General features: G+C 69.6%; 25 protein-coding genes and 3 tRNA genes. 17 read left to right on the top strand and 11 right to left on the bottom strand.

Annotation, left to right across the window (positions count from 1 at the left end; genetic code table 11):
• Positions 1–79: 79 nt before the first annotated feature.
• Complete coding sequence (gene nucS / locus QM621_RS13380) at positions 80–757, bottom strand: endonuclease NucS (RefSeq protein ID WP_414990882.1); 678 nt, start codon at positions 755–757, stop codon at positions 80–82.
• Positions 754–1,146: a hypothetical protein gene (locus QM621_RS13375; RefSeq protein ID WP_414990881.1), complete on the bottom strand. Its 393-nt coding sequence runs from the start codon at positions 1,144–1,146 to the stop codon at positions 754–756. Before QM621_RS13375 ends, nucS begins: the two co-directional genes overlap by 4 nt.
• A gap of 92 nt (positions 1,147–1,238) precedes the next feature.
• On the opposite strand from QM621_RS13375, the gene QM621_RS13370 reads away from it, so the two are divergent.
• Together QM621_RS13370 and QM621_RS13365 are read left to right on the top strand one after the other, a co-directional pair.
• Positions 1,239–2,411 carry a 3-hydroxyacyl-CoA dehydrogenase NAD-binding domain-containing protein gene (locus QM621_RS13370; RefSeq protein ID WP_414990880.1) on the top strand — a complete coding sequence of 391 codons (1,173 nt, stop codon included), beginning with the start codon at positions 1,239–1,241 and terminating at the stop codon, positions 2,409–2,411.
• Between the two features lie 72 nt (positions 2,412–2,483).
• Positions 2,484–2,753 carry a hypothetical protein gene (locus QM621_RS13365; protein ID WP_414990879.1) on the top strand — a complete coding sequence of 90 codons (270 nt, stop codon included), beginning with the start codon at positions 2,484–2,486 and terminating at the stop codon, positions 2,751–2,753.
• Between the two features lie 76 nt (positions 2,754–2,829).
• Here QM621_RS13365 and QM621_RS13360 read toward each other — a convergent pair whose 3' ends face one another.
• The 3 genes from QM621_RS13360 to mce form a co-directional block, all read right to left on the bottom strand.
• Entirely contained in the window at positions 2,830–3,924 is a 1,095-nt protein-coding gene (locus QM621_RS13360; protein ID WP_414990878.1) for a DivIVA domain-containing protein, read from the bottom strand.
• Between the two features lie 155 nt (positions 3,925–4,079).
• Positions 4,080–5,420, bottom strand: a complete 1,341-nt coding sequence (ccrA, locus tag QM621_RS13355) for a crotonyl-CoA carboxylase/reductase (RefSeq protein ID WP_414990877.1) — start codon at positions 5,418–5,420, stop codon at positions 4,080–4,082.
• Between the two features lie 76 nt (positions 5,421–5,496).
• On the bottom strand, positions 5,497–5,952 hold the full coding sequence (gene mce / locus QM621_RS13350; protein ID WP_414990876.1) for a methylmalonyl-CoA epimerase: 456 nt from the start codon (positions 5,950–5,952) through the stop codon (positions 5,497–5,499).
• 85 nt (positions 5,953–6,037) lie between these two features.
• On the opposite strand from mce, the gene QM621_RS13345 reads away from it, so the two are divergent.
• From QM621_RS13345 to QM621_RS13295, 11 genes are all read left to right on the top strand, one after another.
• Positions 6,038–7,228 (top strand): acetyl-CoA C-acetyltransferase, encoded by a 1,191-nt coding sequence (locus QM621_RS13345; RefSeq protein ID WP_414990875.1) that lies wholly within the window; start codon positions 6,038–6,040, stop codon positions 7,226–7,228.
• Between the two features lie 20 nt (positions 7,229–7,248).
• Entirely contained in the window at positions 7,249–8,217 is a 969-nt protein-coding gene (meaB, locus tag QM621_RS13340) for a methylmalonyl Co-A mutase-associated GTPase MeaB (protein ID WP_414990874.1), read from the top strand.
• A 67-nt stretch (positions 8,218–8,284) separates the two neighbouring features.
• Complete coding sequence (locus QM621_RS13335) at positions 8,285–8,443, top strand: hypothetical protein (protein WP_414990873.1); 159 nt, start codon at positions 8,285–8,287, stop codon at positions 8,441–8,443.
• Between the two features lie 9 nt (positions 8,444–8,452).
• Positions 8,453–8,992 carry a PH domain-containing protein gene (locus QM621_RS13330; protein WP_414990872.1) on the top strand — a complete coding sequence of 180 codons (540 nt, stop codon included), beginning with the start codon at positions 8,453–8,455 and terminating at the stop codon, positions 8,990–8,992.
• Positions 8,993–9,720: 728 nt separating this feature from the next.
• Positions 9,721–10,992, top strand: a complete 1,272-nt coding sequence (locus QM621_RS13325; protein WP_414990871.1) for a deoxyguanosinetriphosphate triphosphohydrolase — start codon at positions 9,721–9,723, stop codon at positions 10,990–10,992.
• A 19-nt stretch (positions 10,993–11,011) separates the two neighbouring features.
• Positions 11,012–12,865: a DNA primase gene (gene dnaG, locus QM621_RS13320; RefSeq protein WP_414990870.1), complete on the top strand. Its 1,854-nt coding sequence runs from the start codon at positions 11,012–11,014 to the stop codon at positions 12,863–12,865.
• Between the two features lie 95 nt (positions 12,866–12,960).
• The gene (locus QM621_RS13315) at positions 12,961–13,581 is read left to right on the top strand and encodes a sigma factor (RefSeq protein ID WP_414990884.1); all 621 of its coding nucleotides are present in this window, start codon (positions 12,961–12,963) and stop codon (positions 13,579–13,581) included.
• A tRNA-Asn gene (locus tag QM621_RS13310) sits at positions 13,544–13,616 on the top strand. The genes QM621_RS13315 and QM621_RS13310 overlap by 38 nt, the downstream gene beginning before the upstream one ends.
• Before the next feature lie 212 nt (positions 13,617–13,828).
• Positions 13,829–13,902, top strand: a tRNA-Met gene (locus QM621_RS13305).
• A gap of 71 nt (positions 13,903–13,973) precedes the next feature.
• Positions 13,974–14,408, top strand: coding sequence for a hypothetical protein (locus tag QM621_RS13300; RefSeq protein ID WP_414990869.1), 435 nt, complete (start codon positions 13,974–13,976; stop codon positions 14,406–14,408).
• Positions 14,409–14,534: 126 nt separating this feature from the next.
• The gene (locus QM621_RS13295) at positions 14,535–15,053 is read left to right on the top strand and encodes a DUF3145 domain-containing protein (protein WP_414990883.1); all 519 of its coding nucleotides are present in this window, start codon (positions 14,535–14,537) and stop codon (positions 15,051–15,053) included.
• 8 nt (positions 15,054–15,061) lie between these two features.
• Here the strand turns inward: QM621_RS13295 and QM621_RS13290 are convergent, their stop codons facing one another.
• Positions 15,062–15,994, bottom strand: coding sequence for an acyl carrier protein (locus QM621_RS13290; RefSeq protein ID WP_414990868.1), 933 nt, complete (start codon positions 15,992–15,994; stop codon positions 15,062–15,064).
• Positions 15,995–16,058: 64 nt separating this feature from the next.
• Here QM621_RS13290 and QM621_RS13285 point away from each other — a divergent pair, with 64 nt between their 5' ends.
• On the top strand, positions 16,059–17,009 hold the full coding sequence (locus QM621_RS13285; RefSeq protein ID WP_414990867.1) for an alpha/beta fold hydrolase: 951 nt from the start codon (positions 16,059–16,061) through the stop codon (positions 17,007–17,009).
• On the opposite strand, the gene QM621_RS13280 is transcribed toward QM621_RS13285, so the two are convergent.
• Positions 16,952–18,079 (bottom strand): phosphatase PAP2 family protein, encoded by a 1,128-nt coding sequence (locus QM621_RS13280; protein WP_414990866.1) that lies wholly within the window; start codon positions 18,077–18,079, stop codon positions 16,952–16,954. The two genes, QM621_RS13285 and QM621_RS13280, sit on opposite strands and share 58 nt — an antisense overlap.
• Before the next feature lie 57 nt (positions 18,080–18,136).
• The gene (gene aceE / locus QM621_RS13275; protein ID WP_414990865.1) at positions 18,137–20,893 is read right to left on the bottom strand and encodes a pyruvate dehydrogenase (acetyl-transferring), homodimeric type; all 2,757 of its coding nucleotides are present in this window, start codon (positions 20,891–20,893) and stop codon (positions 18,137–18,139) included.
• A 122-nt stretch (positions 20,894–21,015) separates the two neighbouring features.
• Here aceE and QM621_RS13270 point away from each other — a divergent pair, with 122 nt between their 5' ends.
• The 3 genes from QM621_RS13270 to QM621_RS13260 all read left to right on the top strand — a co-directional run bounded on the left by QM621_RS13270 (position 21,016) and on the right by QM621_RS13260 (position 22,014).
• Entirely contained in the window at positions 21,016–21,429 is a 414-nt protein-coding gene (locus QM621_RS13270) for a DUF3052 domain-containing protein (RefSeq protein WP_414990864.1), read from the top strand.
• An 18-nt stretch (positions 21,430–21,447) separates the two neighbouring features.
• The gene (locus QM621_RS13265) at positions 21,448–21,903 is read left to right on the top strand and encodes a peroxiredoxin (protein ID WP_414990863.1); all 456 of its coding nucleotides are present in this window, start codon (positions 21,448–21,450) and stop codon (positions 21,901–21,903) included.
• Positions 21,904–21,940: 37 nt separating this feature from the next.
• Positions 21,941–22,014: transfer RNA gene (locus tag QM621_RS13260), tRNA-Val, on the top strand.
• A gap of 653 nt (positions 22,015–22,667) precedes the next feature.
• On the opposite strand, the gene QM621_RS13255 is transcribed toward QM621_RS13260, so the two are convergent.
• The 3 genes from QM621_RS13255 to QM621_RS13245 all read right to left on the bottom strand — a co-directional run bounded on the left by QM621_RS13255 (position 22,668) and on the right by QM621_RS13245 (position 25,231).
• On the bottom strand, positions 22,668–23,630 hold the full coding sequence (locus QM621_RS13255; protein WP_414990862.1) for a hypothetical protein: 963 nt from the start codon (positions 23,628–23,630) through the stop codon (positions 22,668–22,670).
• Entirely contained in the window at positions 23,627–24,916 is a 1,290-nt protein-coding gene (locus QM621_RS13250; RefSeq protein WP_414990861.1) for a radical SAM protein, read from the bottom strand. Before QM621_RS13250 ends, QM621_RS13255 begins: the two co-directional genes overlap by 4 nt.
• Before the next feature lie 162 nt (positions 24,917–25,078).
• The gene (locus QM621_RS13245; protein ID WP_414990860.1) at positions 25,079–25,231 is read right to left on the bottom strand and encodes a hypothetical protein; all 153 of its coding nucleotides are present in this window, start codon (positions 25,229–25,231) and stop codon (positions 25,079–25,081) included.
• Positions 25,232–25,270: the final 39 nt, after the last annotated feature.

Here is a 25,270-nt window from a genome sequence, read left to right as displayed (position 1 = left end):
ATCCACCCTATGAGCGCTCATAGGGTGGATGAGACACCGACGATTGGGCAAAGGTGGACAACTCACCGCCTTGGCGGGGTCAGAACAGGCGGAGGCTGGGGTCGTCGAGGCCTCGGAGGTCGTCGTAGTCGACGACGACGCACTCGATGCCGCGGTCGGTGGCGAGGGTGCGGGCCTGGGGTTTGATCTCCTGGGCGGCGAAGATGCCGCGCACCGGACGCAGCTGCGGGTCGCGGTTCATCAGCTCCAGATAGCGGGTCAACTGCTCGACGCCGTCGATCTCGCCGCGCCGCTTGATCTCGACCGCCACCGACGCGCCGCCCGCGTCGCGGCACAGCAGGTCGACCGGGCCGATGGCCGTCATGTACTCGCGGCGCACCAAGCTCATGCCGTCGCCCAGCGTCGCCGTGTGCTCGGCCAGCAACTCCTGCAGGTGCTTCTCCACGCCGTCCTTGCGCAGACCCGGGTCGACGCCGAGGTCGTGGCTGCTGTCGTGGACGATCTCCTCGATGCGGATGCGCAGCGTGTCGTCGGACTTCGTCGCCGAGACGGTCCACTCGATCACGCCGTCCTCGGCGACGCCCTCGCGCAGCAGGCACGGCGGGCTCATCCAGTTCAACGGCTTGTAGGAGCCGCCGTCGGAGTGGATCAGCACCGATCCGTCGGCCTTGACCATGATGACGCGCTGGGCGAGCGGCAGGTGGGCGGTCAGCCGCCCGGCGTAGTCGACCTGGCAGCGCGCGACGACCAGCCTCATCGACGCGTCAGCGTGCCGAGGTCGAAGACCAGGCCGTCCCCGGTCACCGTGCCGGTGGTGCTGTCGCCCTCCAAGCCGGTGAGCGTCACCGCGCCGTCGGTGAACGTGTACGTGCCGCTGCGGAAGTCCTCGTTGCCCTGGAAGTCCTCGACGAACGTGCCGTCGGCGTGGAAGTGGACGGTCCACTGCGCGGCGTCGTCGCTCCAGTCGCCCACCAGGTCGGCGGCGGTCTCGGGGCCCGCCGCCTGCTGCGGCTCGACGGTGGCCGCCGTCAGGCTCGGCGAGGGCGAGGGCTCGGCGTCCTTCGTCTCGTCGCTGCCGCAGGCCGTCAACAGGGGGCTGGCCGCCAACAACAGGGCGGCGGTCCAGCGGCGGGTACGTCCTCGCATCAAGCTCTCCGTCGGGTCGGATCGGGTACGGGGTTGGATGGAATGGAGCAAGGGTTAGTGTGTCACGACCCCGTTCTTACCCAGGAGTAGACATGCAGGAGATCGTGGACGGCCTGACGTCGTCCGAGCGCGGCGGCGAGATCGCCCGTCAGCTCGTCTTCCCGTACCTCAACCACGCCGCCACCATGCTGGAGAGCGGCTACGCCACGCGCGCCGACATCGACGCCGGCATGCGCTTCGGCTGCGGCTACCCGATCGGCCCGATCGCGCTGATCGACGCCCTCGGCGCGCAGACCGTGATCGACGGCCTGAACGCGCTGCACGCGCAGACCGGCGACCCGCTGCACGTGCCCGCGCCGATCCTGTCGAATCTCGACAGCGCCGCCGGCGCCGAGGAGGCCGCCCCCGAGCTGCGTCACGACATCGCCAGCGTCGGCGTCGTCGGCACCGGCACCATGGCCTCGGGCATCGTCCAGGTCTTCGCGCAGGCCGGCTACGACGTGACCTTCGTCGGCCGTTCCGCCGAGAAGCTCGACGGCGTCATCGCCTACATCACCAAGAACCTCGACCGCGCCGTGGCGAAGGGCAAGCTCGACGAGGACGGCAAGTCCTCGGTGCTCGAGCGGCTCACCGGCGCCGTCGAGCGCGAGGCTCTGGCGGGCGTCGACCTCGTCGTCGAGGCCATCGCCGAGGACCTGGAGATCAAGCGCGAGCTGTACCGCGACCTCGACCGCATCGCCAAGCCCGGCGCGATCCTGGCCACGACCACCTCGTCGCTGTCCATCGCCGACCTCGCCGCGCAGACCAGCCGTCCGGGCGACGTCGTGGGCATCCACTTCTTCAACCCGGCCCCGATCATGAAGCTCGTCGAGGTCGTCTCGGCCGAGACCACGAGCCCGGAGGTCGCCGAGACGGCCAAGGCGATCAGCCTGCAGGTCGGCAAGCACCCGGTCTCCTGCGGCGACCGCGCCGGCTTCATCGTCAACGCGCTGCTGTTCCCGTACCTCAACGACGCGATCAAGCTGCACGAGGCCGGCGGCGGCTCGCTGACCGAGATCGACGACGCGATCAAGGCGCACGCCAAGCTCCCGATGGGTCCGTTCGAGCTGCTCGACGTCGTGGGCAACGACGTCTCGCTGGCCATCGAGCAGACGCTCGTCGGCGCCTTCGGCCACGAGGGCTGGACGCCGGCGCCGCTGCTGGAGCAGCTGGTCGCCGAGGGCAAACTCGGCCGCAAGACCAAGGCGGGCTTCCACACCTACTGAGCGCGCCTGAGGAGGGGCCGACGACCGAGACGGTCGTCGGCCCCTTCGTCGTCCTCGCCTACGATCATCGCTATGCCCCGTCGCCGTCGTCCCCGCCCGTCGCAGGGCCGGCCCTTGCAGTTCAATCAGACCTCCGAGACGCGTGGCGGACGTCAGTGGCATGTGCGGCGGCTGACCGGCGCGACCTCGCACAAGGCGTACGTGTGCCCCGGCTGCCATCGGGAGATTCCCGCAGGAATGGCGCACGTCGTGGTCTGGCCCGACGAGGCGACGTCGTTCGTCCACGCCTCCGGGGTGGACGAGCGCCGCCACTGGCACACCGCCTGCTGGGAGCGCGGCTAAACGAGAAATGCGCCGTACTCAACCGAATCGCCGGAGCGAAGCGGTTGAATACGGCGCACACGCCAGAGGGTGAGTCTCAGGCCTGGCCGGGGGTGTCGGCGGGCGGGTCCTCGGCCTGCCTCTTGGCCGCGGGCTTCTTGCTGTCGCCGCCGGGGGCGAAGGTGGAGACGATGTCGCGCAGCTGGCCCATCTGCGAGACGATGCCGTCGCGCTTGCGCTCCAGGTCCTGCACCTCCAGGCGCAGGGCACGGGTCTGACGTTCGATCTCGGTGAGCTGGGTGGTGCGGATGTTCTCGGCCTCGGCCTGCGCCTGCGAACGGATCGTGTTGGCCTCGGCCTTGGCGTTCTCGATCATCTGCGCCGACTCGCGGTTGGCGTCGTCGCGGGTCTTGGTGGCGTTGGTCATGACCTCGCGGGCGCGGTCGTCGGCTGCCTGGGCTCGGGCCTCGGCGTCGGCGACCAGCTTGGACGTCTTGGCGACGGCGGCCTCGTGGTTCTCGGTGGCCTCGCGGGCGAGGCGCTCCTTCTCCACCGCCAGCACGCGGCGGGCCTCGGTGACTTCGCGGTCGGCGCCGGCGCGCAGCTGCTCGGCCTCGCGGGTGGCCGACAGGCGCAGCGACTGCGCGTCCTGCTCGGCGGCGACCTTGACGCGCTCGGCCTCGCGCTCGGACTGCTCGCGCATCGTCTGCGCGTAGGTCTGCGCCTCGGCCCGCATGGTCTCGGTCTCGTCGAGCAGAGCCTTGCGCTTGACCTCGACCTCGGCGGTGGTGCGGGCGCGCAGCTCCTCGGTCTCCTGCTTGGCTGCCGCGACCATGAGGGTCGCGTCCTCCTGGGCCTTGGTGAGGATCTCGTCGGCCTCGCGGCGCGCCTTGGCGCGGACGTCCTCGGCCTCCTGCTCGGCCAGACCGAGCAGCTGGGCGGCGTGGTTGCCCAGACCGGTGTAGCTGGGGTGCTCGACCGCCTCGACCCGCTCCTTGAGCTGCCCGACCTGCTTGGTCAGCTCGGCGTTCCTGCGGTTGGCCTCCTGGACGGCCTTGGCGGCCTTGGAGAGCTCGGCCTCCCGCGAGCGGACCCAGGCGTCGACGGCGTCAGGGTCGTAGCCGCCGCGCCGGGCTGGCGGGAAGGGCGCGCGCGCAGGCGCGTTGGCGTCGGAGATCGTCTGGTCTGACATGTTTTCCTCGGTTGAGATCAGGAGATGGAGCGCGTCGAGCCCACTGTACCCGCGAGGGGGGCGTGGCCGCTGTGGCCACGCCCCCCTCGCAGGCGGGGTGTGGTCCCTTCGAGGTTCGGGCGCGGGGCGCCCTCACACCTCAGGGACCGAAAAGATCAGATGCCTCGGAAGAGGTTGATCTTGTCGAGGTGCTTCGCGCGCTTCTCCTCGTCGCGCACGCCCAGGCCCTCCTCGGGCGCGAGCGACAGGATGCCGACCTTGCCCTGGTGCAAGTTCCGGTGCACGTCGAGCGCGGCCTGGCCGACGTCGGCGAGCTTGTAGGTGCGCGAGAGGGTCGGGTGGATCTTGCCCTGGTCGATCAGGCGGTTGGCCTCGAACGCCTCGCGGTAGTTCGCGAAGTGGCTCGACACGATGCGCTTGAGGTTCATCCACAGGTAGCGGTTGTCGTACTCGTGCATGTAGCCCGTGGTCGACGCGCAGGTGGTGATCGTGCCGCCCTTGCGGGTGACGAACACCGACGCGCCGAAGGTCTCCCGGCCCGGGTGCTCGAAGACGATGTCGATGTCCTCGCCGCCGGTCAGCTCGCGGATCTTCGCGCCGAGGCGCTTCCACTCCTTCGGGTTCTGCTTCGTGCCGTCCTCGTTCCAGAACTTCCAGTTCTCCTCGGAACGGTTGATGACCAGCTCGGCGCCCATGTTGCGGACGATCTGGGCCTTCTCCTCGTTGGAGACCACGCAGATCGGGGTGGCGCCGCCGTTGAGCGCGTACTGGGTGGCGAAGCCGCCGAGGCCGCCCGAGGCGCCCCAGATCAGGACGTTGTCGCCCTGCTTCATGTTGCCGCCGTTCTTGGAGACCAGCTGGCGGTAGGCGGTGGCGTTGACCAGGCCGGGGCTGGCGGCCTCCTCCCACGTCAGGTGCGCGGGCTTGGGCAGCAGCTGGTTGGCCTTGACGAGCGCGACGTGCGCGAGGCCGCCGAAGTTCGTCTCGAAGCCCCAGATGCGCTGCTCGGGGTCCATCATCGTGTCGTTGTGGCCGTCGGGCGACTCCAGCTCGACCGACAGGCAGTGCGCGACGACCTCCTGGCCGGGCTGCCACTTGGTCACGCCGGGGCCGGTGCGCAGCACGACGCCGGACAGGTCGGAGCCGACGATGTGGTAGGGCAGGTCGTGGCGCTTTGTCAGCGCCGAGAGGCGGCCGTAGCGCTCCAGGAAGCCGAAGGTCGGGACCGGCTCGAAGATCGACGTCCAGACGGTGTTGTAGTTGATCGCGCTGGCCATGACGGCGACGAGCGCCTCGCCCGGGCCCAGCTCGGGCAGGGCGACGTCCTCGACGTGAAGCGACTTGCGGGGGTCTTTGTCGCGGCTCGCGACGCCCTCGAACATGTCGGCCTCGTCCTTGTGGACGGTCGCGGCGGTGTAGTGGTCGGGGATCTCCAGGTTGGCGAAGTCCTCGCTGGCGGTGTCGCCGGCGAGGATCGCGTCGAGGATGTGCTGCACGGAACCTCCAAGGTCAGTGGGTCGCGGGAATGTTACCCGTTGATAACTATGTGTGCGAATCCGGCGGGCGGACGAGTCAGTGGGCGTTCGGATTCGGCTCGACGAGCTCGACGAGCACGCCTCCGGCGTCCTTCGGGTGGACGAAGTTCACACGGCTGCCGCCGGTGCCGTTCTTGGGCGCGTCGTAGAGCAGGCGGACGCCGCGGTCGCGCAGTGTGGCGCAGACGACGTCGATGTCGGCGACGCGGTAGGCGAGCTGCTGCATGCCCTGGCCGTTCTTGGCGAGGAACCTGCCGATGGTGGTGTCGGGCGACAGCGGCGCGAGCAGTTGGATGAACGAGCCGGACTCGCCGACGGCGAGCATCGCCTCGCGCACCCCCTGCTCCTCGTTGACCTCCTCGTGGACCGACCGGAGGTTGAAGGTCGAGGAGTAGAAGGCGATCGCCTCGTCGAGGTCGGGTACGGCGATGCCGACGTGGTCGATGGCGATGAGCAGGTGCTCGGGGACGAGAGGGGCGTCAGTCGTGGACATGGCGCCCAGGGTAGGCCATCGAGGCGTTCGGGCGTCGGTACAGTGAGGCCCATCTCGCGAGACTGACTCTTAAGGAGAGAACCCCATGACCACATCCGTGATCGTCGCCGGAGCGCGCACGCCCATCGGCCGCCTCCTCGGCGGGCTGAAGTCGTTCTCGGCCGCCGACCTCGGCGCCGTCGCGATCAAGGGCGCGCTGGAGAAGTCCGGCGTCGCCCCCGAGCAGGTCGAGTACGTCGTCATGGGCCAGGTCATCCAGGCCGGCGCCGGACAGAACCCGGCCCGCATGGCCAGCACCGGCGCGGGCATCCCGATGTCGGTCCCGACCATCACCATCAACAAGGTGTGCCTGTCGGGCCTCAACGCCATCGCCACCGCCGACCAGCTCATCCGCGCCGGCGAGTTCGAGGTCGTCGTGGCCGGCGGCATGGAGTCGATGACCAACGCCCCGCACCTGCTGCCGAAGTCGCGCGACGGCTTCAAGTACGGCGACACCACGCTCGTCGACTCGATGGCCTACGACGCGCTGTACGACCAGTTCACCAAGCAGGCGATGATCAACCTGACCGACGGCTGCAACGCCGCCGCGCAGCAGTACACGCGCGAGGAGCAGGACGCCGTGGCCGCCGAGTCGCACGTCCGCGCCGCCGCCGCGCAGAAGAACGGCCTGTTCGACGACGAGATCGTGCCGGTCGAGATCCCGCAGCGCAAGGGCGACCCCATCGTCGTCTCGGCCGACGAGGGCGTCCGCGCCGACACCACCGTCGAGTCGCTGGGCCGTCTGCGCCCGGTCGCCAAGGAGGGCACCATCACCGCCGGCTCGGCCTCGCAGATCTCCGACGGCGCCGCCGCCGTGGTCGTCATGAGCAAGGCCAAGGCCGAGGAGCTCGGCCTGACCTGGCTCGCCGAGATCGGCGCGCACGGCCAGACCGCCGGCCCCGACTCCACCCTGCAGCTCCAGCCGGCCGCCTCCACGGCCCGCGCGCTGGAGAAGGAGGGCATCACCGCCGCCGACCTCGACCTCGTCGAGTTCAACGAGGCCTTCGCCGCGGTCGGCATGGCCTCGGCCGCCGAGCTGGGCATCGACCTGGAGAAGGTCAACGTCAACGGCGGCGCCATCGCGCTCGGCCACCCGGTCGGCATGTCCGGCGCGCGCGTCGTGCTGCACCTGGCGCTGGAGCTCCAGCGGCGCGGCGGCGGCGTCGGCGCGGCGGCCCTGTGCGGCGGCGGCGGCCAGGGCGACGCCCTGATCGTCCGCGTGCCGAAGCAGGCCTGAGCGCGGGAGTCCGCTGAACGATGCGCCGTCGTGATGACGTCTCCGAGCTCGTCGAGACGGCGTGCGGGGACGGCCCGGGCCTGAGGAAGGCCCGGGCCGTCGCCCGTCTCATCTCCCTCGTCGAGGCCGACTCGCCCGCGCTGCGCGAGGTCGCCCAGGCGCTCGCCGGCCGGACCGGCCGCGCGCACGTCGTGGGCCTGACCGGCTCGCCGGGCGTCGGCAAGTCCACCTCGACGTCGGCGCTGGTGACCGCGCTGCGCGCGCGGGGCCGCACCGTCGGCGTGCTGGCCGTCGACCCGTCGTCGCCGTTCAGCGGGGGAGCGCTGCTGGGCGACCGGGTGCGCATGGGCGAGCACGCTACCGACCCCGGCGTGATGATCCGCTCGATGGCGAGCCGGGGTCACCTCGGCGGTCTCGCGGCGGCCGCGCCGCAGGCGCTACGCGTGCTCGACGCGGCCGGCTGCGACGTCATCGTCGTCGAGACGGTCGGCGTGGGGCAGTCCGAGGTCGAGATCGCCGGACTCGCCGACACCAGCCTCGTGCTGCTCGCGCCGGGCATGGGCGACGGCATCCAAGCGGCCAAGGCCGGCATCTTGGAGATCGGCGACCTCTTCTGCGTCAACAAGGCCGACCGCGACGGAGCGACCACCACCCGGCGCGAGCTGCGCGCCATGCTGTCGCTGAGCCCGCGTCCCGAGGGGGCGTGGAAGCCGCCGATCGTGCTCACCGTCGCGACCTCGGGGACGGGCGTCGACGAGCTCGTGGAGCGGATCGACGAGCATCGGGCGCACTTGGAGTCGTCCGGGCAGGGCCGACAGCGCCGTCTGGCGCGGGCGCGGCGCGAGATCGAGGCCATCGCGTTGGGCGAGGTCAGCCGCCGGTTCGGCCATCTCAGCGGCGACTCACGCCTCGAGGGGCTGGCCGCCGACGTGCTCGGCGGGCGGACCGATCCGTATCGTGCGGCTGATATCGTGCTGGATCAGATATGACGACTGCCTCCTCGACTCCGGCGCGCCCGCGCGGGTCCGGTCGGGAGGCCCCGACAGAATGGACGCCGTGGCGAAGAAAGTGATCGCGGGGCTCGTCGTGGCCTTCGCGCTGTTCTTCCTGCTGACCGATCCGGCGGGAGCGGCCGACCTGGTCAAGACCGGTTTCGTCGCTGTGATCGACGTGTTCTCGGCCGTGGGCATCTTCTTGCAGGAGCTGTTCCGTTAGGAGGGCGTCATGTTCTTCCGGTCGTGGTTCGAGCGCATCCCCGAGCAGAAGGTGGGCAATCATCTGCTCGACGACGAGGGCGAGTACGTGGTCGACCTGGTGCGACATCACTGGGTGGTCTACACCGTGCCCATCCTCTACCTCGTCGGCGCGTTCGGCCTCGTGGTGGTGGCGTTGTTCGGTCCCATCGAGCTGGGCTGGTTCTTCCTGCTGTCGGCGCTCGCCCTCGCGCTCTACGGGATCTACCGCATGGCCTTGGAGCGGCGGGACGTCTTCGTCATCACCAATATGCGGGTGTTCCGCGTGTCCGGCGTGTTCAACATCAAGATCGCGACGATCCCGATCACCCGACTGCTCGACATCACCGTCGACCGGCCGTTGGTCGGACGGATCTGTGGATTCGGCCATCTGGTCTTCGAGTCCGCCGCCTCGACGCAGGGGTTGCGCGACATCCGTTATGTGGGCCAGCCGAGCGAGCGCGACATGACGATCCAGCGGGTCGTCCAGCGCGCCGGCCTGCGCGGCCCCCGCGGCGGCTCCCCGATCTGAGGCGGATCCGCGGGTAGCGCCGGGCGATACGCCCGCTCCGGCGGCCTGGATCCGTTGCGCGGCGCGGCACGGGAGCTCGACCAGGAGATCCGGACGTCGTCGGCTGGTCCTTCGCCGGAGCGACGGGATATTCAGCGGTTGCGTCTGATTTAGAGCGCGCCGCTAAAAGACTGTACGTTTTTCGGTGTGACTCCGGTCAAGGAGGAACATGATGGATGTGCGGGTTGAGACGGTCGCGGGGGTGGCCGTGGAGCAGGGGCAGGACGTGGCGTCGGCGGGCGGGGCCGTTGGCGGAGCGGCTCGTCGCGGGGGCGCGTGAGCGTGGGGTCGCGGTCGATGGTGAGGGCGGGCTGACCGACCGTCTCGGCTGTGACGAGCACGTCGAGGGCGGCTCTGCTGACGGGAACGCCCGGAATGGGAAGCGGTCGAAGACCCAGTTACACCGTTAAACTGACAGACCAGCACCCGTCTGTTGACTGGGAGCGCGGCTACCGCGTACACCATGATGCGGGACTCAACTGCAGTCGCAAGATGTTGCGCTGCGGGGGATCGCCCAGCTGTGGGTTCTCGAGATCCACTGACGTTGCTGGCTCAGGCGGTTGGACGCTGCGCGCATGATCGTCATGCTATAAAGCGCCGCTGCGGCTCCAAGGCTGTTCGTCAACAGGCTGTTGGTCAATTGCATCGTATGACCTGCCTCGGCGAATACTCGCATGGAGGTGAAGTCGGTGACGGACGAGGGACTGATCGGTGCGGAGATCGGCTACGGTGCCCTCATGGACGGCTACGGCGAGGAGGCTGCGGAGCGCTTCGTGGCCGAGCCGCCGAAGCGGGCGGGGCGGACGCCGTTCGAGCGGGACCGCGGGCGCATCGTGCACTCGGCGGCGCTGCGGCGGCTGTCGGCCAAGACGCAGGTGCTCGGTCCGGGTGCCGACGACTTCGTCCGCAACCGCCTCACCCACTCCCAAGAGGTCGCCCAGGTGGCGCGCGAGCTGGGCAAGTCGCTCGGCTGCGACCCCGACATCGTCGACTCCGCCGCGCTCGCCCACGACCTCGGCCATCCGCCGTTCGGGCACAACGGCGAGGTCGCGCTCGACGCCGTGGCCCGGCCCTGCGGCGGCTTCGAGGGCAATGCCCAGACGCTGCGCCTGTTGACCCGGCTGGAGGCCAAGACCTTCGACGCCGAGGAGCGCAGCGTCGGACTCAACCTCACGCGCGGGACGCTCGCGGCCTGCGTGAAGTACCCGTGGGGCCGGGGCGAGGGGCCGAAGCCCGGACCGAAGTTCGGCGTCTACGCCGACGACCGCCCCGTCTTCGACTGGCTCCGCGACGGCGCCGAGCCCTTCGTCCGTCCCATCGAGGCCGAGGTCATGGACCTCGCCGACGACATCGCCTACTCGGTCCACGACGTCGAGGACGCTGTGGTCGGCGGCTGGTTCGACCTCACCGGCGACCTGGAGCTCGACCGGGTCTGCGCGGTCGCCCGCGACTGGTACGGCCCCGACGCCTCCGACGACCGCCTGTTGGCCGCGCTCGACCGTCTCCGCGCGATGCCGGAGTGGCCACGGAGCCGCTTCGACGGGAGCCGTCAGTCGCTCGCCGCGCTCAAGAGCCTCACCAGCGCGCTCATCGGACGCTTCGCGGTGTCGGCCCAGCACGCCACCCGCGAGGTGGGGGGCGACGGGCCGCTCGTGCGCTACGCCGCGGACCTCGTCGTGCCGGACGACACCCTCGCCGAGATCACGATCCTCAAAGCCGTCGCCGCCCATCACGTGATGCTCGCCGACGACCGGGTGGAGCAGTTGGCCGAGCAGCGCGCTCTCATCGTCGCTCTCGTCGAGACCTTGCTGGACCGGGAGGGACGCGACTTCGACCGCGACCTGGCCGCCGACTTCTCAGCCGCCGCCACCGACGAGGAGCGTCTGCGCGTCGCCGTCGACCAGGTCGCCTGCCTCACCGACCTCTCCGCGCGTCAGCGGGCTGAGAGCTTGGGTCTGTGACCCGACCTAGGATGAGCCCATGGCGCGGATCAAGGACGAGGACATCCAGCTCGTCCGGGAGCGTGTCCGCATCGACGAGGTGATCGAGCAGTACGTCGCGCTGCGCAACGCCGGAGGCGGCGCGCGCAAGGGTCTGTGCCCCTTCCACGACGAGAAGACGCCGTCGTTCAACGTGCGGCCGGCCCAGGGTTTCTACCACTGCTTCGGCTGCGGCGCGGGCGGCGACGCCTTCAAATTCCTCATGGAGATCGAGGGCCTGCCCTTCGCCGAGGCGGTCGAGCGGCTGGCCGGCAAGTACGGCGTCCAACTGCGCTACGACGAGACGGCCGGGCCGACCGGCCCCCGTCGCGACCCTCGGCAGCGGCAGCGGCTGCTGGAGGCGCACACGGCCGCCGGCGAGTTCTACGCGAACGCGCTCGCCTCCTCGCCCGAGGCCATGACGGCTCGTCAGTTCGTCACCGGACGCGGCTTCGACCAGAACGTCGCCGAGCACTTCGGCCTCGGCTACGCGCCGAAGTCGGGCAAGGCGCTCGCCGACCATCTGCGCGGCAAGGGCTTCACCGAGGAGGAGCTGGTCGTCGGCGGCCTCGCCCGACGCTCCTCGCGCGGCACCTTCGACGCCTTCCAGGGCCGTCTGCTCTGGCCGATCAAGGAGATGACCGGCGAGATTATCGGCTTCGGCGCGCGGCGGCTCTACGACGACGACTTCATGGCCGGCAAGTACGTCAACACCTCCGAGACGCCGCTCTACAAGAAGACCAAGGTGCTCTACGGCATCGACCTCGCCCGGCGGCAGATCTCCGGGTCGAGCCAGGCGGTCGTGGTCGAGGGCTACACCGACGTCATGGCCTGCCACCAGGCCGGGGTGAACACCGCCGTGGCCACCTGCGGCACCGCCTTCGGCGAGGGGCACGCGCGCATCCTGCGACGGCTCATGCTCGACCACGACGCCTTCCGCGGCGAGGTGATCTTCACCTTCGACGGCGACGAGGCGGGCCAGCGCGCGGCCATCAAGTCCTTCGAGGGCGACGAGGAGTTCGTCGGGCAGACCTATGTGGCCGTCGAGCCGCGCGGCATGGACCCCTGCGACCTGCGCCTGGCCGACGGCGACGCGGCCGTGCGCGAGCTGATCGCCTCGCGGATCCCGCTGTACCGCTTCGTCCTCGACCACACGATCGGCCAGTACGACCTCGACCGCGCCGACCAGCGGGTCGACGCCGTGCGCGAGGCGGTCACGCTGGCCACGGCCATCCGCGACGCCTCCAAGATCGACGGCTTCCTGCGCGAGGTCGCGGGACGGATCGGCGTCGAGGTGGAACAGGTGAGGTCGGAGTACCGCCGTTCGCGCGGCGGCGGACGGCGTGAGACGGCGCCTGGCGGGGGAACGGCCGGCCCGACGGGCGGTCCGTCCTTCGGCGCGCCCCAGTTCGCCGACGAGCGGGAGGCGATCAAGGCGCTCGCCCAGTACCCGCACGTGGCCGCCCGGCACGTCTCCGACCTCGACGAGGGCGACTTCACCCATCCCTTCGGGCAGCGGCTCTGGACGGCGATGGACGCGCAGGGCTGGCCCGAACAGCCCGATCCGACCTGGGTGTCACGGCTGTCGGAGTCGTTGCCGGACGAGTTGCGGCCCATCCTCGCCCGCGCGGCCGTCGAGCCGCTGACGGCGCAGGAGAAGACCGTCGAGCGGGTCGTGGTGTCGAGTCTGGTCCGCCTGCAGGTGCTCACGCTGGGCCGCGACATCGCCGACCTCAAATCGCGGCTGCAGCGGACGAACCCCATCGCCGAGGCCGACGCCTACAACCGCATGTTCGGCGAGCTGATCGCCCTGGAGCAGCAGCACCGCGACCTCCGCGAGCAAGCGGTCGGCTGAGTTATCCACAAAGGGATGGGACGTGGTCGTCACACTGTCCACAGGTCGTCTGGCAGCCCCTTGGCGAGGCGTCTCGCGTCCGGGAGTCTGGGCTCATGACGACGACATGGGTACGACAGGTGCGGGGCGAGGTCGAGTTGAGCGGCGAGCGGGAGCGACATTTGGCCCGCCTCGCGCGTGAGGGCGACCGGGAGGCGCGGGCGGAGCTGATCCGCTCGGGACTGCCGTATGTGGCGCAGCGGGCGCGACTGCTCGGCTTCCGCGGCGACGCCTTCGACGACGCGGTGCAGCAGGGGTGCCTCGGGCTCATCGAGGCCGTCGACCGCTTCGACCCCGACCGGGGCGCGCGGCTCAAGACCTTCGCCTGGTGGCGCATCGGCGCGGCGATGCGGGCTGCGGTCCCCGTCGTCGCCGACGAGCTGCCCGGCGACCTCGCGGACGTCGCGGCGGCCGAGTCGGACGCGGGCGGGGTCGCCGAGCTGGTCGAGGAGGTTCCGGAGGTGCTGCGCCGCCGCTACCGCATCGGCGAGGAGGACGGCCTCCCCCGGTCGCGCGAGGAGGTCGGACGCCTGATGAACCTGTCGCCGAGCCAGGTACGCCGCCTCGAGGACCAGGCCCTGCGCGAGCTCCGCAACCGGCTTGCTACAGTTACCCACCGTGCTTCGGAAACGAAGCCGATCCCCCATAGCTCAATTGGCAGAGCATTCGACTGTTAATCGAAGGGTTTCTGGTTCGAGTCCAGATGGGGGAGCAAGAACCCCCGGAGTCCTGCGACTTTCGGGGGTTTTTCGCTCCCGGAGACGCAGGATGATGGTTTTGGGTCGTGCTGGCGGCCCCAACCCATCATCCTGCGTCCCACCCGGGAGGAACAATGATGGAAAGCGGTCGTCGTGGCTACCGCAATCCATCATCGTGCGTCCCCGTCAGCGCGCGGGACGGGCGGGGCGTTAAGGTGCTCGCCGAGGGGCGGTAGCTCAGCCGGTCAGAGCAAGCGACTCATAATCGCCGTGTCGTGGGTTCGAGCCCCACCCGCCCTACTGCTATCGGACGCGCCCGAACACGGCGTGGTTGTTTCTTGGCACGCCGATCGTGCGCCAGACTGTCGACTATGAGCCGCGACGCCGTGATCTTCGATCTCGACGGCACCTTGTGCGACACCTCCGGGGTCGAGCACCTGGTGCACGGCGACGGCCGGGATTTCGCGGCGTTCCAGCGGGCCGCGGTCGGGTGTCCGCCGAACGAGGAGGTGGTCGAGGCGGCGCGGGAGCAGGCCCGGCGGGGACGGGCGGTGCTGATCGTCTCCTCGCGTGAGTTCGTCTGGCTCGACCACACGCTCGACTGGCTGGTCGAGCACGAGATCCCGTACGAGGCCGTCTATCTGCGGGTCGTCGGCGATTACCGCCGCGATGTGGAGGTCAAGCGCGAGTTGCTGGCCGATGTCGTCGAGGACGGCTTTCAGGTCGTGGAAGCCTGGGACGACAAGGAACGAGTGGTGCGCATGTGGCGTGAGGAGGGGATCGAGGCGCATGAGGTGGGCTGCTGAGACGAACCCCGTGCGTGAGGAGCCATTACGAGTCGGGCACAATGACGGGCACAACGTCATGACGGAGAGCGACGGATCGAGAGCGCAGGGGAAGGCGATCACTCGAGACGGGGAGTTCCGATGAGCATGACTGAACATTCTTCACGGCGTTCAGCGCGGGGCGTGGTCTTCATCCACTCCGCGCCGTCGGCGTTGTGCCCGCACGTCGAATGGGCGCTGTCGAATGTGCTGGGCGAGATCCCCTCGCTGATCTGGCAGGCGCAGCCCGCCGTGCCGGGCACCCATCGCTCCGAGCTGGCCTGGCAGGGCGACCCTGGGTCGGGCTCGGCCATCGCCAGCGAGTTGCGCGGCTGGGACATGCTGCGTTTCGAGGTCACCGAGGAGCCCACGCCGCGCTCCGAGGGCGCGCGTTACTCCTACGTCCCGGAGTTGGGCATGCACCACGCGGTGATCGGCGTGCATGGCGACGTGGTGATCCCGGAGAGCCGCATCAAGTCGGTGCGGGAGAAGGCCGCCCGCGGCGACGTCGGCATCGAGCAAGCGCTCGACGACCTGCTCGGGCTCGACTGGGACGCCGAGTTGGAGCCCTTCCGCTACGCCGGCGACGGCGCGCCCGTGCGCTGGCTGCGCGACGAGGTCGTCTGAGATTCAGTTCAGCCGATCGTCACGGTGACCGGAGGGGTGGCGACCTCGTCGTCGCCCTCGGTCTCCAGCGCGGTCACGCGCCACTCGCGCGCGCCGGTGCGCGAGGTGTAGACCTGCGTGTGGAAGGCGCCGCCCTCGTCGGCGGCGAAGTCGACGGGGAAGTCCTCCCAGGCGTCGCTCTCGGTCTCCCTGACCTGGACGCGCAGCGGCGCGCCCGCGTCGAGCTGCGGCAGGACGCCTTCCAGGGTGAAGCGTTCGCCCGGCGGGACGGTGGACGCCGATGTGGTGAGGGTGGGCTCCGGCTCCGCAGTCTCCTCCGCGGTCGGCTCCGGCGAGGGAGTCTCGGTCGGCTCGTCGGTGGGCTCGGTCGTCGGCGTCGTGGTCAGCGGGGGGAGGTCGGCCTTGCCGAGTCCCGCGGAGTCGAGCGCGCCCGAGGCGCCGAAGCCCAGACCCACGCCGACGAGGATCCCGACGACCGCCATGATCGCGATGTTGAGCGTTCCGCCGACTTTGAGCTTTCCCCGGTCGAGCGGCTCGTCATAGACGGTGAGCGCCTCTTGGCGCAACACCTCGGGGTCGAAGCCCGCCGTGCCGGTGGTGTCGACGATGCGCGATCCGGCGACCGGGGGGCCGACCGTCGCCTCTTCGACCGACCAAGCCGGAGGAGCGGCCAGCTTCGCGACCCAGGCGGGGGCGACCGCGCCGTCGTGGCGGACGACCGCGCGGACGACGTCGTCGACGGTGCGCATCGCGTCGACGGCCTCGTCCGACAGGTACAGGTCGTACCGGCGGCCCAGCTCGTCGGCCAGCTCGATCGTCAACAGCGAGTCGACGCCGAGCTCCTTGAGCGCGGAGGACGCTTCGACGTCGCCGCTCGGGACATGCGTCAACTGCATGATGAGGTCGGCGACCGTGGCTCTGACCTCGCCTTCTGACCGCATGGACGCCAGTCTAATGCCTGCTGCCGTTACGTCCGTGCAACGAGGCCGCTCTACGATGTCGCAGGTGACCAGCCATGAGTTGCAGTACGTCGTCGTCCACGGGTATCGCCGCGCTTATCGCAGGTTGGGATCGGGTCCCGCCCTGTTGCTGATCCACGGGCTCGCCTGCGATTCGAGCACGTGGGACGACGTGGTCGAGCCGCTGGCCGAGCACTTCACCGTCATCGCGCCCGACCTGCTCGGCCACGGCGACTCCGACAAGCCGCAGGGCGACTACTCGGTCGGCGGCTACGCGAACGGCATGCGCGACCTGCTCACCGTGCTCGGCGTCGACAGGGTCACCATCGTCGGGCACAGCTTCGGCGGCGGCGTGGCGATGCAGTTCGCCTACCAGTTCCCGGAGCGGACCGAGCGGGTCGTGCTCGTGTCCAGCGGCGGCCTCGGGCCCGAGGTGACGCCCGTGATCCGCATGCTGACCCTGCCCGGCGCGGGCGCGGCGCTCGCGGTGGCCACGGCGCGCCCGTGGCGTCCGCTGGTGGCCGCGAGCATGCGGGCGATCGCCTCGCCTCGTCTCAAAGCGACCCGCGACCTCGGCGAGGTCTCGCGCATCTACGAGTCCTTCGCCGAGCCGCGCACCCGCGCGGCGGTGCGGCGGCTGACCACCCATGTCATCGACTGGCGCGGCCAGTACGTGACGATGACCGACCGCACCTATCTGGCAGAGCTGATGCCGGTCATGGTCGTGTGGGGCCGCGACGACATGGTGATTCCGGTCGAGCACGCGCTCAACGCGCGCGACGCCTCCCTGTCGGACGTGCGCGTCTTCGAGGATTCCGGGCACTTCCCGCACAAGGACCATCCCGCGCTGTTCGCCCGCCAGATCATCGACTTCGTCCGCGCGAACCCCCCGGCCTCGTATCACCGGGGGCGGTGGCGGGCCATGCTGCGCCGTGGCGATCAGGCGGCCTTGACGGCGGTTCCGGACTCCTCGTCGTCGGCCTCCGCAGTCGTCTGACCGGCCGGGGGCTCGGCGGCGTCGGGGTCGTCGCTCGGCGGGCTGTCGTCGCCGCCTGAGGATGCGGCGGATCGCCGGGCTCTCTGGCGTTCGGTGTTGCCGGTGGCCCAGGCGCCGAGCGACACCGAGACCACGCCGATGAGCAGCCCGGCGAGGTCGTCGGAGAAGTAGTGCCAGCCGAAGTAGAGCGTGGCGACCATCGTGCCGACGAAGTAGACCCAGGCGACGCCGCGCAACACCGGATGGAGCCGCGTGCGCTCGAAGAACAGGCAGGCTGTGAAGACGACCGACACGTGCAGCGAGGCGAATCCGGCGAGGCCGTAGATCGTGTCGTTGTCGGGGTTCTCGATGTAGTCTCGGGCGTTGCGGAACAGCGACCGCTGCAGTTCCGAGGCGGGAGTGTCGTCGAGGATCTCGAAGCGTTGGTTCGCGCCGGTGTTGAAGGCGGGCCCGACCGTCGGCAGGATGTAGTAGCTGACGGTGCCGAGCACCCAGTTCAGGCCGAGCGCCGTGGCATACCAGGCACCGATGGAGACGTCCTTGTTGAGCACGAGGTAGGCGCCCAGGGTGATCGGGATCAGCATCAGGTAGCTGACGTAGATCACCGCGATGACCTGCGCGACGAGACCGGTGCCGAGCAGTTCGTGCAGCAGGTCGGAGGGGTAGTTGCCGAAGAACAGCCAGTGGTCGAACCGGTCGAGGCGGCTGTCCCACGTCGGCGGGCGCAGCGACGGCAGGTAGCTCTTGAGGTTCCGGTAGCTGACGTAGCAGGTGTAGAACGACAGCAGGCCGAAGGCGATGGAGCTGAACCGCGTCCAGGTCCAGTCGGTGCGGACCACCTCGCGCACGCCCCAGAAGACGCGCCGCCAGCCGTGGCGGTGGATCGCCTGCGGCACGAGGCCGACGGCGAAGAACGTCAGGGCCATCAGCGGGAGGCGGACGTAGGCCGGGCCGAGGAAGCCTTCGGGGTCTTTGATCGGCTCGTCCTCGTGGATCGAGAAGAAGAGCGCGGCCGCCGCGATGCCCACGGACACGATGCCGATGAAGACGTAGGGGTGGCGGCGCAGCATGGCGGTCATCCTACTGCCGGGTCCGTCATGGCGGCGAATCGAGCGTCGGGGAGCGGCTCAGGAGTCGCCGCCCTCCTGCGTCACATCCGCCACCGCCGTGGGGTCGTCGATCCGCAGCCGCGCGGCGGCCTCGCGGACGGCCGACGGCTCGATCCGTCCCTCGCGGGCCAGGCCCGCCAGCGTCGCCGCGACGATCGACTCGGCGTCGATCTGGAAGTGCCTGCGGGCGGCCGCGCGAGTGTCGGCGAAGCCGAAGCCGTCGGCGCCCAGGGCCACCCAGGTGCCGGGCGTCCACGGGGCGATCTGGTCCGGGACCGCTCGCATGTAGTCGCTGACCGCGACCGTCACCCGCTCCTCGGCGAACGCCTGGGAGACGTAGGGGACGCGGGGCGTCTCGTCGGCGTGGTTGAGGTTCCAGCTCTCGGCCGTGGCGGCGTCGCGGGCCAGCTCGTTCCACGACGTGACCGACCAGACGTCGGCGGCCACCCCGTAGTCGGCGGCGAGCGTCTCCTGGGCTTTCAACGCCCACGGGACGGCGACGCCGGAGGCGAGGATCCTCGCGGGCAGTCCGTCGCCGTCGGCGCTCCGATAGCGGTAGGCGCCGCGCAGCAGCGCGTCGACGTCGAGGCCCTCGGGCTCGACCGGCTGGCTGACCGGCTCGTTGTAGACGGTGACGTAGTAGACGACGTCCTCGCCGTGCGGGTGCTCCTGCGTCGAGCCGTACATGCGCTCCAGGCCCGACTTGACGATGTGCGCCACCTCGTAGCCCCACGCCGGGTCGTAGTGGACGACCGCCGGGTTGGTCCGCGCGATGAGCGGGGAGTGGCCGTCGGCGTGCTGCAGGCCCTCGCCGGTCAGCGTCGTGCGGCCCGCCGTCGCGCCGATGAGGAAGCCGCGCGCCAGCTGGTCGGCCATCGCCCAGATCGAGTCGGCCGTGCGCTGGAAGCCGAACATCGAGTAGAAGAGGTACACCGGGATCATCGGCTGGCCGTGCGTGGCGTGGGCGCTGCCCGCCGCGATGGCCGAGGCGACCGCGCCCGCCTCGCTGATGCCCTCGTGCAGCAGCTGGCCCTGCGGGGACTCCTTGTAGGCCAGCAGCAGCTTGCGGTCGACCGACTCGTAGGTCTGCCCGGCCGGGTTGTAGATCTTCGCCGACGGGAACATCGAGTCCATGCCGAAGGTGCGGTACTCGTCGGGCGCGATCGGCACGATCCGCGGGCCGATCTCCGGGTCGCGCATGAGGTCGCGCAGCAGCCGGACGAAGGCCATCGTCGTGGCGACCTGCTGCTTGCCCGAGCCCTTCTTCAACTCGCTGTAGACCGGGTCGCCGGGCAGCTTGACCGGAACCGGCGCGACCTTGCGCCGGGGCAGCGATCCGCCGAGCGCCTCACGGCGGGCCAGCATGTACTCGATCTCCTCGGAGTCCTTCCCCGGGTGGTAGAAGGGCGCGAGGTCGCCTGAGTCGATCTGCTCGTCGCTGATCGGGATGCGCAGCCGGTCGCGGAAGCCCTTGAGGTCGTCCTTGGTGAGCTTCTTCATCTGGTGGGTGGCGTTGCGGCCCTTGAAGGAGTCGAGCAGCCAGCCCTTGATGGTGTGGGCGAGGATCACCGTCGGCTGGCCGGTGTGCTTGGTCGCCGAGTGGAAGGCCGCGTAGACCTTGCGGTAGTCGTGGCCGCCGCGCGGGAGCCGTTCGATCTGCTCGTCGCTCAGGTGCTCGACCATGCGCCGCAGGCGCGGGTCGGGGCCGAAGAAGTTCTCCCGGTTGTAGGCGCCAGTCTCGACCGAGAGGGTCTGGAACTGGCCGTCGGGGGTGCGGTTCATCTGGTTGACGAGCACGCCGTCGACGTCACGGGCGAGCAGGTCGTCCCACTCGCGGCCCCACACGACCTTGATGACGTTCCAGCCCGCGCCGCCGAAGAACGACTCCAACTCCTGGATGATCTTGCCGTTGCCGCGCACCGGGCCGTCGAGCTGCTGCAGGTTGCAGTTGATGACGAAGGTGAGGTTGTCGAGCTCCTCGCGGGCGGCCAGTCCGATGGCGCCCAGCGACTCCGGCTCGCCCATCTCGCCGTCGCCGAGGAAGGCCCACACGTGCTGGTCGCTGGTGTCTTTGACGCCTCGGTGGTGCAGGTAGCGGTTGAAGCGCGCCTGGTAGATGGCGTTCAGCGCCCCCAGGCCCATCGAGACGGTCGGGAACTCCCAGTAGTCGGGCATGAGACGTGGGTGCGGATAGGACGACAGGCCTTGGCCGACGCCGTGGGAACGCTCCTGGCGGAAGCGGTCGAGCTGCGTCTCGTTCAGGCGTCCTTCGAGGAAGGAGCGCGCGTAGATGCCGGGCGCGGCGTGGCCCTGGATGTAGATGTGGTCACCGCCGCCGGGGTGCTCCTTGCCCCGGAAGAAGTGGTTGAAGCCGACCTCGTAGAGGCTCGCGGCGCTCTGGTAGGTGGCGATGTGGCCGCCGACGCCGAGGCCGGGGCGGTTGGCGCGGCTGACCATGACGGCGGCGTTCCAGCGGATGAAGGCGCGGATACGGCGCTCGACGGCCTCGTTGCCGGGGAACCAGGGCTCGCGTTCGGGCGGGATCGTGTTGATGAAGTCGGTGCTGCGCAGGGCCGGGACGCCCACGGCGCGCTCACGCGCGCGTTCCAGCAGACGCAGCATGACGTAGCGGGCGCGGTCGCGTCCGCGCGAGTCGATCATCGCGTCGAGGGAGGCGAGCCAGTCGGTCGTCTCGTCGGGATCGATGTCGGGAAGTTGGGTGGGCAGGCCCTCGTGGATGACGGGGCGACGGTCGTTCGATCCGGATTGGGGCATGATGACTCCCTGGAATGTCTCGTGGACAGTGCCATCTTGTCACGTGACGGTTCGCTACAGTGAGTCTCGCCACACGAGAAATCTCCTACTTCTTCGTAGGGATCTGTGGTCCACTGAGACAGATGAGAAACACCGACGAGGGGAGCAGCGTGGACGCGGCGAAGTTGGGGTTCGAGCCCGACACCGTCATCCAGGAGCTGGGATGGGATGACGACGTCGACGACGCGCTGCGGGTGGCGGTCGAGGACGTCACCGGCAATGAGTTGGTCGACGGCGACGTCGGCCTGGTGGTCGACGGCGTGATCTTGTGGTGGCGTGACGGCGACGGCGATCTGGGCGACGCCCTGCTGGACGCGTTGCAGGACTTGGCCGAGGGCGGTTCGATCTGGCTGCTGACGCCCAAGGTGGGACGTCCGGGCTATGTGTCCGGCGCCGACATCGGCGAGGCCGCGCCGGTCGCGGGCCTGTCGACCACGACCACGTCGGCGGCGACCGCCGAGTGGGCGGCCACCAAGCTGTCGACCCACAAGCGCTGAATCCCCGAAGGCGGACATATGACGATCGAGATCGGCCAGCAGGCCCCCGAGTTCACTCTGAAGAACCAGCACGGCGAGGAGATCTCGCTGGCGTCCTTCCGTGGACGTCCCGTGGTGGTCGTGTTCTACCCGTTCGCCTTCACCGGCGTCTGCACCGGCGAGCTGTGCGAGATCCGCGACAACCTGGAGGAGTTGAACACCGCTGGCGCGGAGATCGTCGCGGTGTCGTGCGACTCCCACTTCACGCTGCGGGTGTTCGCCGAGCGCGAGGGGTACGAGTTCAATCTGCTCAGCGACCACTGGCCGCACGGCGCGACGGCCTCGGCGTACGGCGTGTTCAACGACCAGGTCGGCGCGGCCATCCGCGGCACCTTCGTGATCGACGCCGAGGGCGTGGTCCGTTGGAAGATCGAGAACGGCCTGCCCGACGCTCGCTCGATGGACGACTACCGCGCCGCGCTGGCGGCTCTCTGATCCTGCCTGGCCGGACTCTGAGAGTCCGGCCGGTCCAGGGCGAATAGCTCAGTTGGTTAGAGCACTCGGTTTACACCCGAGTTGTCGGGGGTTCGAGTCCCTCTTCGCCCACTGCGCGCCTTACCGAAATACGTGGCATACGTAGATGTTGGATGTTCCTTTTGGTTTCCTCGCTTCCGGACGCCTCGTGGATGATGGCCGCGAATGTTCAGCTAGGCGCAGGCGAAGCGCTCGTCGTCGGTGATCTGCGGCCGGGCGTAGAACGTTTGGTACGCGAGCCTGCGGTCGGCGTCGCCGGATTGAGCGTAGGTGTGATGGGCGTCGATGAGTAGCCGCAGGGAGTCGTGGAGGAACGCGCCTCCGTCGGTGTGGCGTTCGTTGTGTGCCGCGAGACGCCGGTTTGCGGCGGCCAGGACCGCTTGGATGCGGTCTTGGTGCCGTTTCAGGGAGGTAGGTTGATCGCATCCGCGAGGTGCGCGGTCAGTGGGTTGCCACTCTTTGACTCCAGTCGACGGCCTTGATCGAGTCTTGGAATCAGACGTCAAGTGGAGCGCCCTCGGGTACTGGCTGGCAGCCTCCGAAGTTGAGTCCCGCATAGTGGTGTAGCGCGGGCTCAGAACTTCTGGATCGGCATCGAGCCGAGGTCTCCTCCTCTAGCGACGCCGGACGTGCCGCGTGTCATGAGATGTTGTCGAGCATCCCCCGGATTTCGACGCCTGAGAGTGGAGAAGTCGGCGGTCAGCCGGTCGCGCCGAACGCTTCCTTCACCCTGACATTCGCCTCTCAGCGCCCAGCGTGGAGACCACGACCCCGCTGTGGATCCCGTAGACCGACGCGGGGATCGTCAGGAATCCCGCGTCGTACAGCTCGTGCCAGTCGGCGTCGGGGAGGTGGAAGAGATAGGACGGATTGACGGGGTCCAGCGGTGGCAGCGGCCAGGGGGACTCGGCTGCCGCCCCCTCATACGCCGAGCGGAGGCGGTCGGCCAGCTCGTCTTTGACGTGCGGGATCTGGTTCAACACGACATACGCCTGCTCCACCAGCGGCCACCGCTCGCGGCTTGTGAAGAGCTCGCGGAGGTCGTCGTGGTGGGTGTGGACGAAACCGGCGCGTAGAGGAGCGGCGAAGGGTTTCGACAGGCTGTGCGTGACGACGATCTGTTCGTTCGTGCGCACGCGGGACAGCCACGGGTCGTCGAAGGAGACGGCGTAGGCCGCGTCGACCACCAGGTGACGGCTCAGGTCGGCCGATAACCAACGGTCGAGCGACTGCTCCATCGACGCGGGCATCGGGACGCCGAACGGTTTCAACGGATAGCACAGCAGCACCACCTCGGCCCGCTCGTCCAGCGACCACGAGGACGCGTGCGGGTTCGTGGTCCATGGCGTCCAATCGCCCAACCGCTCCTCGGCCGCGCGCGCGTACCAGGGGTACTGGTCGGCCGGGATCGCCCAGCGCCGTGTGCGCCAATAGTCCATCAGCACCCCGAGCGCGTCACGCACCCCCTCGGCCACCGCCAGCCGCCTCGGGTCGGTGGCGAGGCCGAACACCCGCGTGTAGTCCTCGGCCAGATGGCACCGATGCACGTTCATGCCCCGATGCCCGCTCGTCCGGGCGGGGACGTGCAGGTCGAACCATCCGTAGAGGTCGAGGTTCCCGAAGTCCCGGACACCCGACGTCAACCACTCCGGTCGCGCCGCCTGGTACTCGCGGTAGGTCACGTTCACAGCGTCACCTCCGACGCGGGATCCTCCAACGAGGCGTAACAGCGCAGGTCGCTCATCAGATTCCACGAGCGGACCACTCCGTGACTGCGCTCCCACCCGACGCTCGGCTCGGTGTAGGCCGCGACCTGGACGTCGCCGAGCTGGAAGATCGGCGCGCCCCACGGCAGCGCCGCGACCTGCGGAGCCGCGCGTTCCTCGGCGTAGGAGAGCACCGCGCCGAGCGGCACCTGGTGGCTCTTCGAGTAGGCGTTCTCGGCGCTCTTCGCGTACAGCGACTCCGCCGTCGCCGCCACGTACAACTCCTTGAAGCACACCTGCGTGACGCCGTAGGCCGCGGCATGGGCCAGGAAGGCGGCGATGCCGTGATGGCTGTCGACGCCGCCGCGCTGCAGCACGCACACCAGCCGCAACTGCGGCCGCTCCTCCTCGGCGAGCGACGCCCAGGCGGTCAAGACCGCGTCATGGTCGATCGCCAGGCCCATGACACGGGCGTTGACGGTCGGATCGTGATGGTGGTGCGACAGGGACAGCACCGAGAGCCCGGCTGTCCGCAGGTCGCGCAGCCGTGCGGCGATCTGCCCGGGGTCGCGGGCCAGCGACGCGCCGTTCGTGATGAGCACCGTCTTGTCGAAATGGGCTCGGCCGATGGAGATCAGCTCGCAGATCTCGTCGAAGGGCCGCAACGTCGGCTCGCCGCCGCCGGTGAGCACGAACCGCTCCGCCCCGGCGGCCTTCGCGCGTTCGCACCAGGCGGTGACGGCGCCGCGGTCCTTCGCCCGCGACCGCTTCTCGACCGAGATCGACGATTCGCTGAAGCAGAACAGGCAGGACGCCTCGCAGGCGTGCGCCACCGGGAGGAACGACAGCGTCAGCGGCCGGGCGTCGGCCCAATCGACCAAGCCCGTGCCGCGCAGGCCGAACGCGGCGGCGGTCGTCTCCTCCACGCTCGTCGGCGTCCAGGCCTCGGCGGCGTCGTCCCAGAGGGCGACCGACGCGACGGGGATCGCGTTCACCGGAGCCACATAGCCGCGGCCGTTGCGGGTGTTGGGCGAGATCAGACGCTCCTCGAGGTCGGCGTCGACGCGGATGATCCGGTCGCCCTCGACCCCGACCTTCGCCCGCAGCGCCCGCGCCTTCTCCAGGCCGATCGTGTAGTCGTCGCGAAGCAGATAGAACTCGCTCGGATAGGTCGACGCCGGGAGGCCCGCCTTGGAGTAGACGCGACGGTAACGGTCGTAGCCCGCGAGCCAGTTCGACAAGACGGTGACGTAGGCGTAGGGGCTCATCCCTCGATCTTGTCAGCGAGGCCTGACAGAAGTCGAGACCGCCCGCGAGGACGATCCGTGCGACCTCCTTCGGCGACTCTGCGCACTGGGTGGCACTGGCGCGTGACCTTCTGACCGGCCAGGATCGAACGGCGACTGTTGATCGGTCGAGCTGTCGGTCGTTCACGGCCCGAGCAGGGCCAGCGGCACGACGCCGACTCCGTCAGGTCGCCGGTACGCGTAGGGGCCGGTCGAGATCACCAGGCGTTCGCGCACCCGCTCGCCCAGCTTGTCATGGAGCCAGTTCAGGTGGCGCACGTCGCGGTCGGTGACCACTGGGTTGAGTTTGACCTCGACGGCGATCAGGCTGTCGTC

The organism is Aeromicrobium sp. (genome assembly GCF_047606445.1).
Lineage (GTDB): Bacteria > Actinomycetota > Actinomycetes > Propionibacteriales > Nocardioidaceae > Aeromicrobium.
This window is presented reverse-complemented; position numbering and strand designations above follow the sequence as displayed.

What these genes read in the sequence shown, in the direction of transcription:
- nucS (WP_414990882.1), bottom strand. Translation starts at nt 757, where the DNA reads ATGAGGCTGGTCGTCGCGCGCTGCCAGGTCGACTACGCCGGGCGGCTG.
- QM621_RS13375 (WP_414990881.1), bottom strand. Translation starts at nt 1,146, where the DNA reads ATGCGAGGACGTACCCGCCGCTGGACCGCCGCCCTGTTGTTGGCGGCC.
- QM621_RS13370 (WP_414990880.1), top strand. Translation starts at nt 1,239, where the DNA reads ATGCAGGAGATCGTGGACGGCCTGACGTCGTCCGAGCGCGGCGGCGAG.
- QM621_RS13365 (WP_414990879.1), top strand. Translation starts at nt 2,484, where the DNA reads ATGCCCCGTCGCCGTCGTCCCCGCCCGTCGCAGGGCCGGCCCTTGCAG.
- QM621_RS13360 (WP_414990878.1), bottom strand. Translation starts at nt 3,924, where the DNA reads ATGTCAGACCAGACGATCTCCGACGCCAACGCGCCTGCGCGCGCGCCC.
- mce (WP_414990876.1), bottom strand. Translation starts at nt 5,952, where the DNA reads ATGTCCACGACTGACGCCCCTCTCGTCCCCGAGCACCTGCTCATCGCC.
- QM621_RS13345 (WP_414990875.1), top strand. Translation starts at nt 6,038, where the DNA reads ATGACCACATCCGTGATCGTCGCCGGAGCGCGCACGCCCATCGGCCGC.
- meaB (WP_414990874.1), top strand. Translation starts at nt 7,249, where the DNA reads ATGCGCCGTCGTGATGACGTCTCCGAGCTCGTCGAGACGGCGTGCGGG.
- QM621_RS13330 (WP_414990872.1), top strand. Translation starts at nt 8,453, where the DNA reads ATGTTCTTCCGGTCGTGGTTCGAGCGCATCCCCGAGCAGAAGGTGGGC.
- dnaG (WP_414990870.1), top strand. Translation starts at nt 11,012, where the DNA reads ATGGCGCGGATCAAGGACGAGGACATCCAGCTCGTCCGGGAGCGTGTC.
- QM621_RS13315 (WP_414990884.1), top strand. Translation starts at nt 12,961, where the DNA reads ATGACGACGACATGGGTACGACAGGTGCGGGGCGAGGTCGAGTTGAGC.
- QM621_RS13300 (WP_414990869.1), top strand. Translation starts at nt 13,974, where the DNA reads ATGAGCCGCGACGCCGTGATCTTCGATCTCGACGGCACCTTGTGCGAC.
- QM621_RS13295 (WP_414990883.1), top strand. Translation starts at nt 14,535, where the DNA reads ATGACTGAACATTCTTCACGGCGTTCAGCGCGGGGCGTGGTCTTCATC.
- QM621_RS13290 (WP_414990868.1), bottom strand. Translation starts at nt 15,994, where the DNA reads ATGCGGTCAGAAGGCGAGGTCAGAGCCACGGTCGCCGACCTCATCATG.
- QM621_RS13280 (WP_414990866.1), bottom strand. Translation starts at nt 18,079, where the DNA reads ATGCTGCGCCGCCACCCCTACGTCTTCATCGGCATCGTGTCCGTGGGC.
- aceE (WP_414990865.1), bottom strand. Translation starts at nt 20,893, where the DNA reads ATGCCCCAATCCGGATCGAACGACCGTCGCCCCGTCATCCACGAGGGC.
- QM621_RS13270 (WP_414990864.1), top strand. Translation starts at nt 21,016, where the DNA reads ATGAGAAACACCGACGAGGGGAGCAGCGTGGACGCGGCGAAGTTGGGG.
- QM621_RS13265 (WP_414990863.1), top strand. Translation starts at nt 21,448, where the DNA reads ATGACGATCGAGATCGGCCAGCAGGCCCCCGAGTTCACTCTGAAGAAC.
- QM621_RS13250 (WP_414990861.1), bottom strand. Translation starts at nt 24,916, where the DNA reads ATGAGCCCCTACGCCTACGTCACCGTCTTGTCGAACTGGCTCGCGGGC.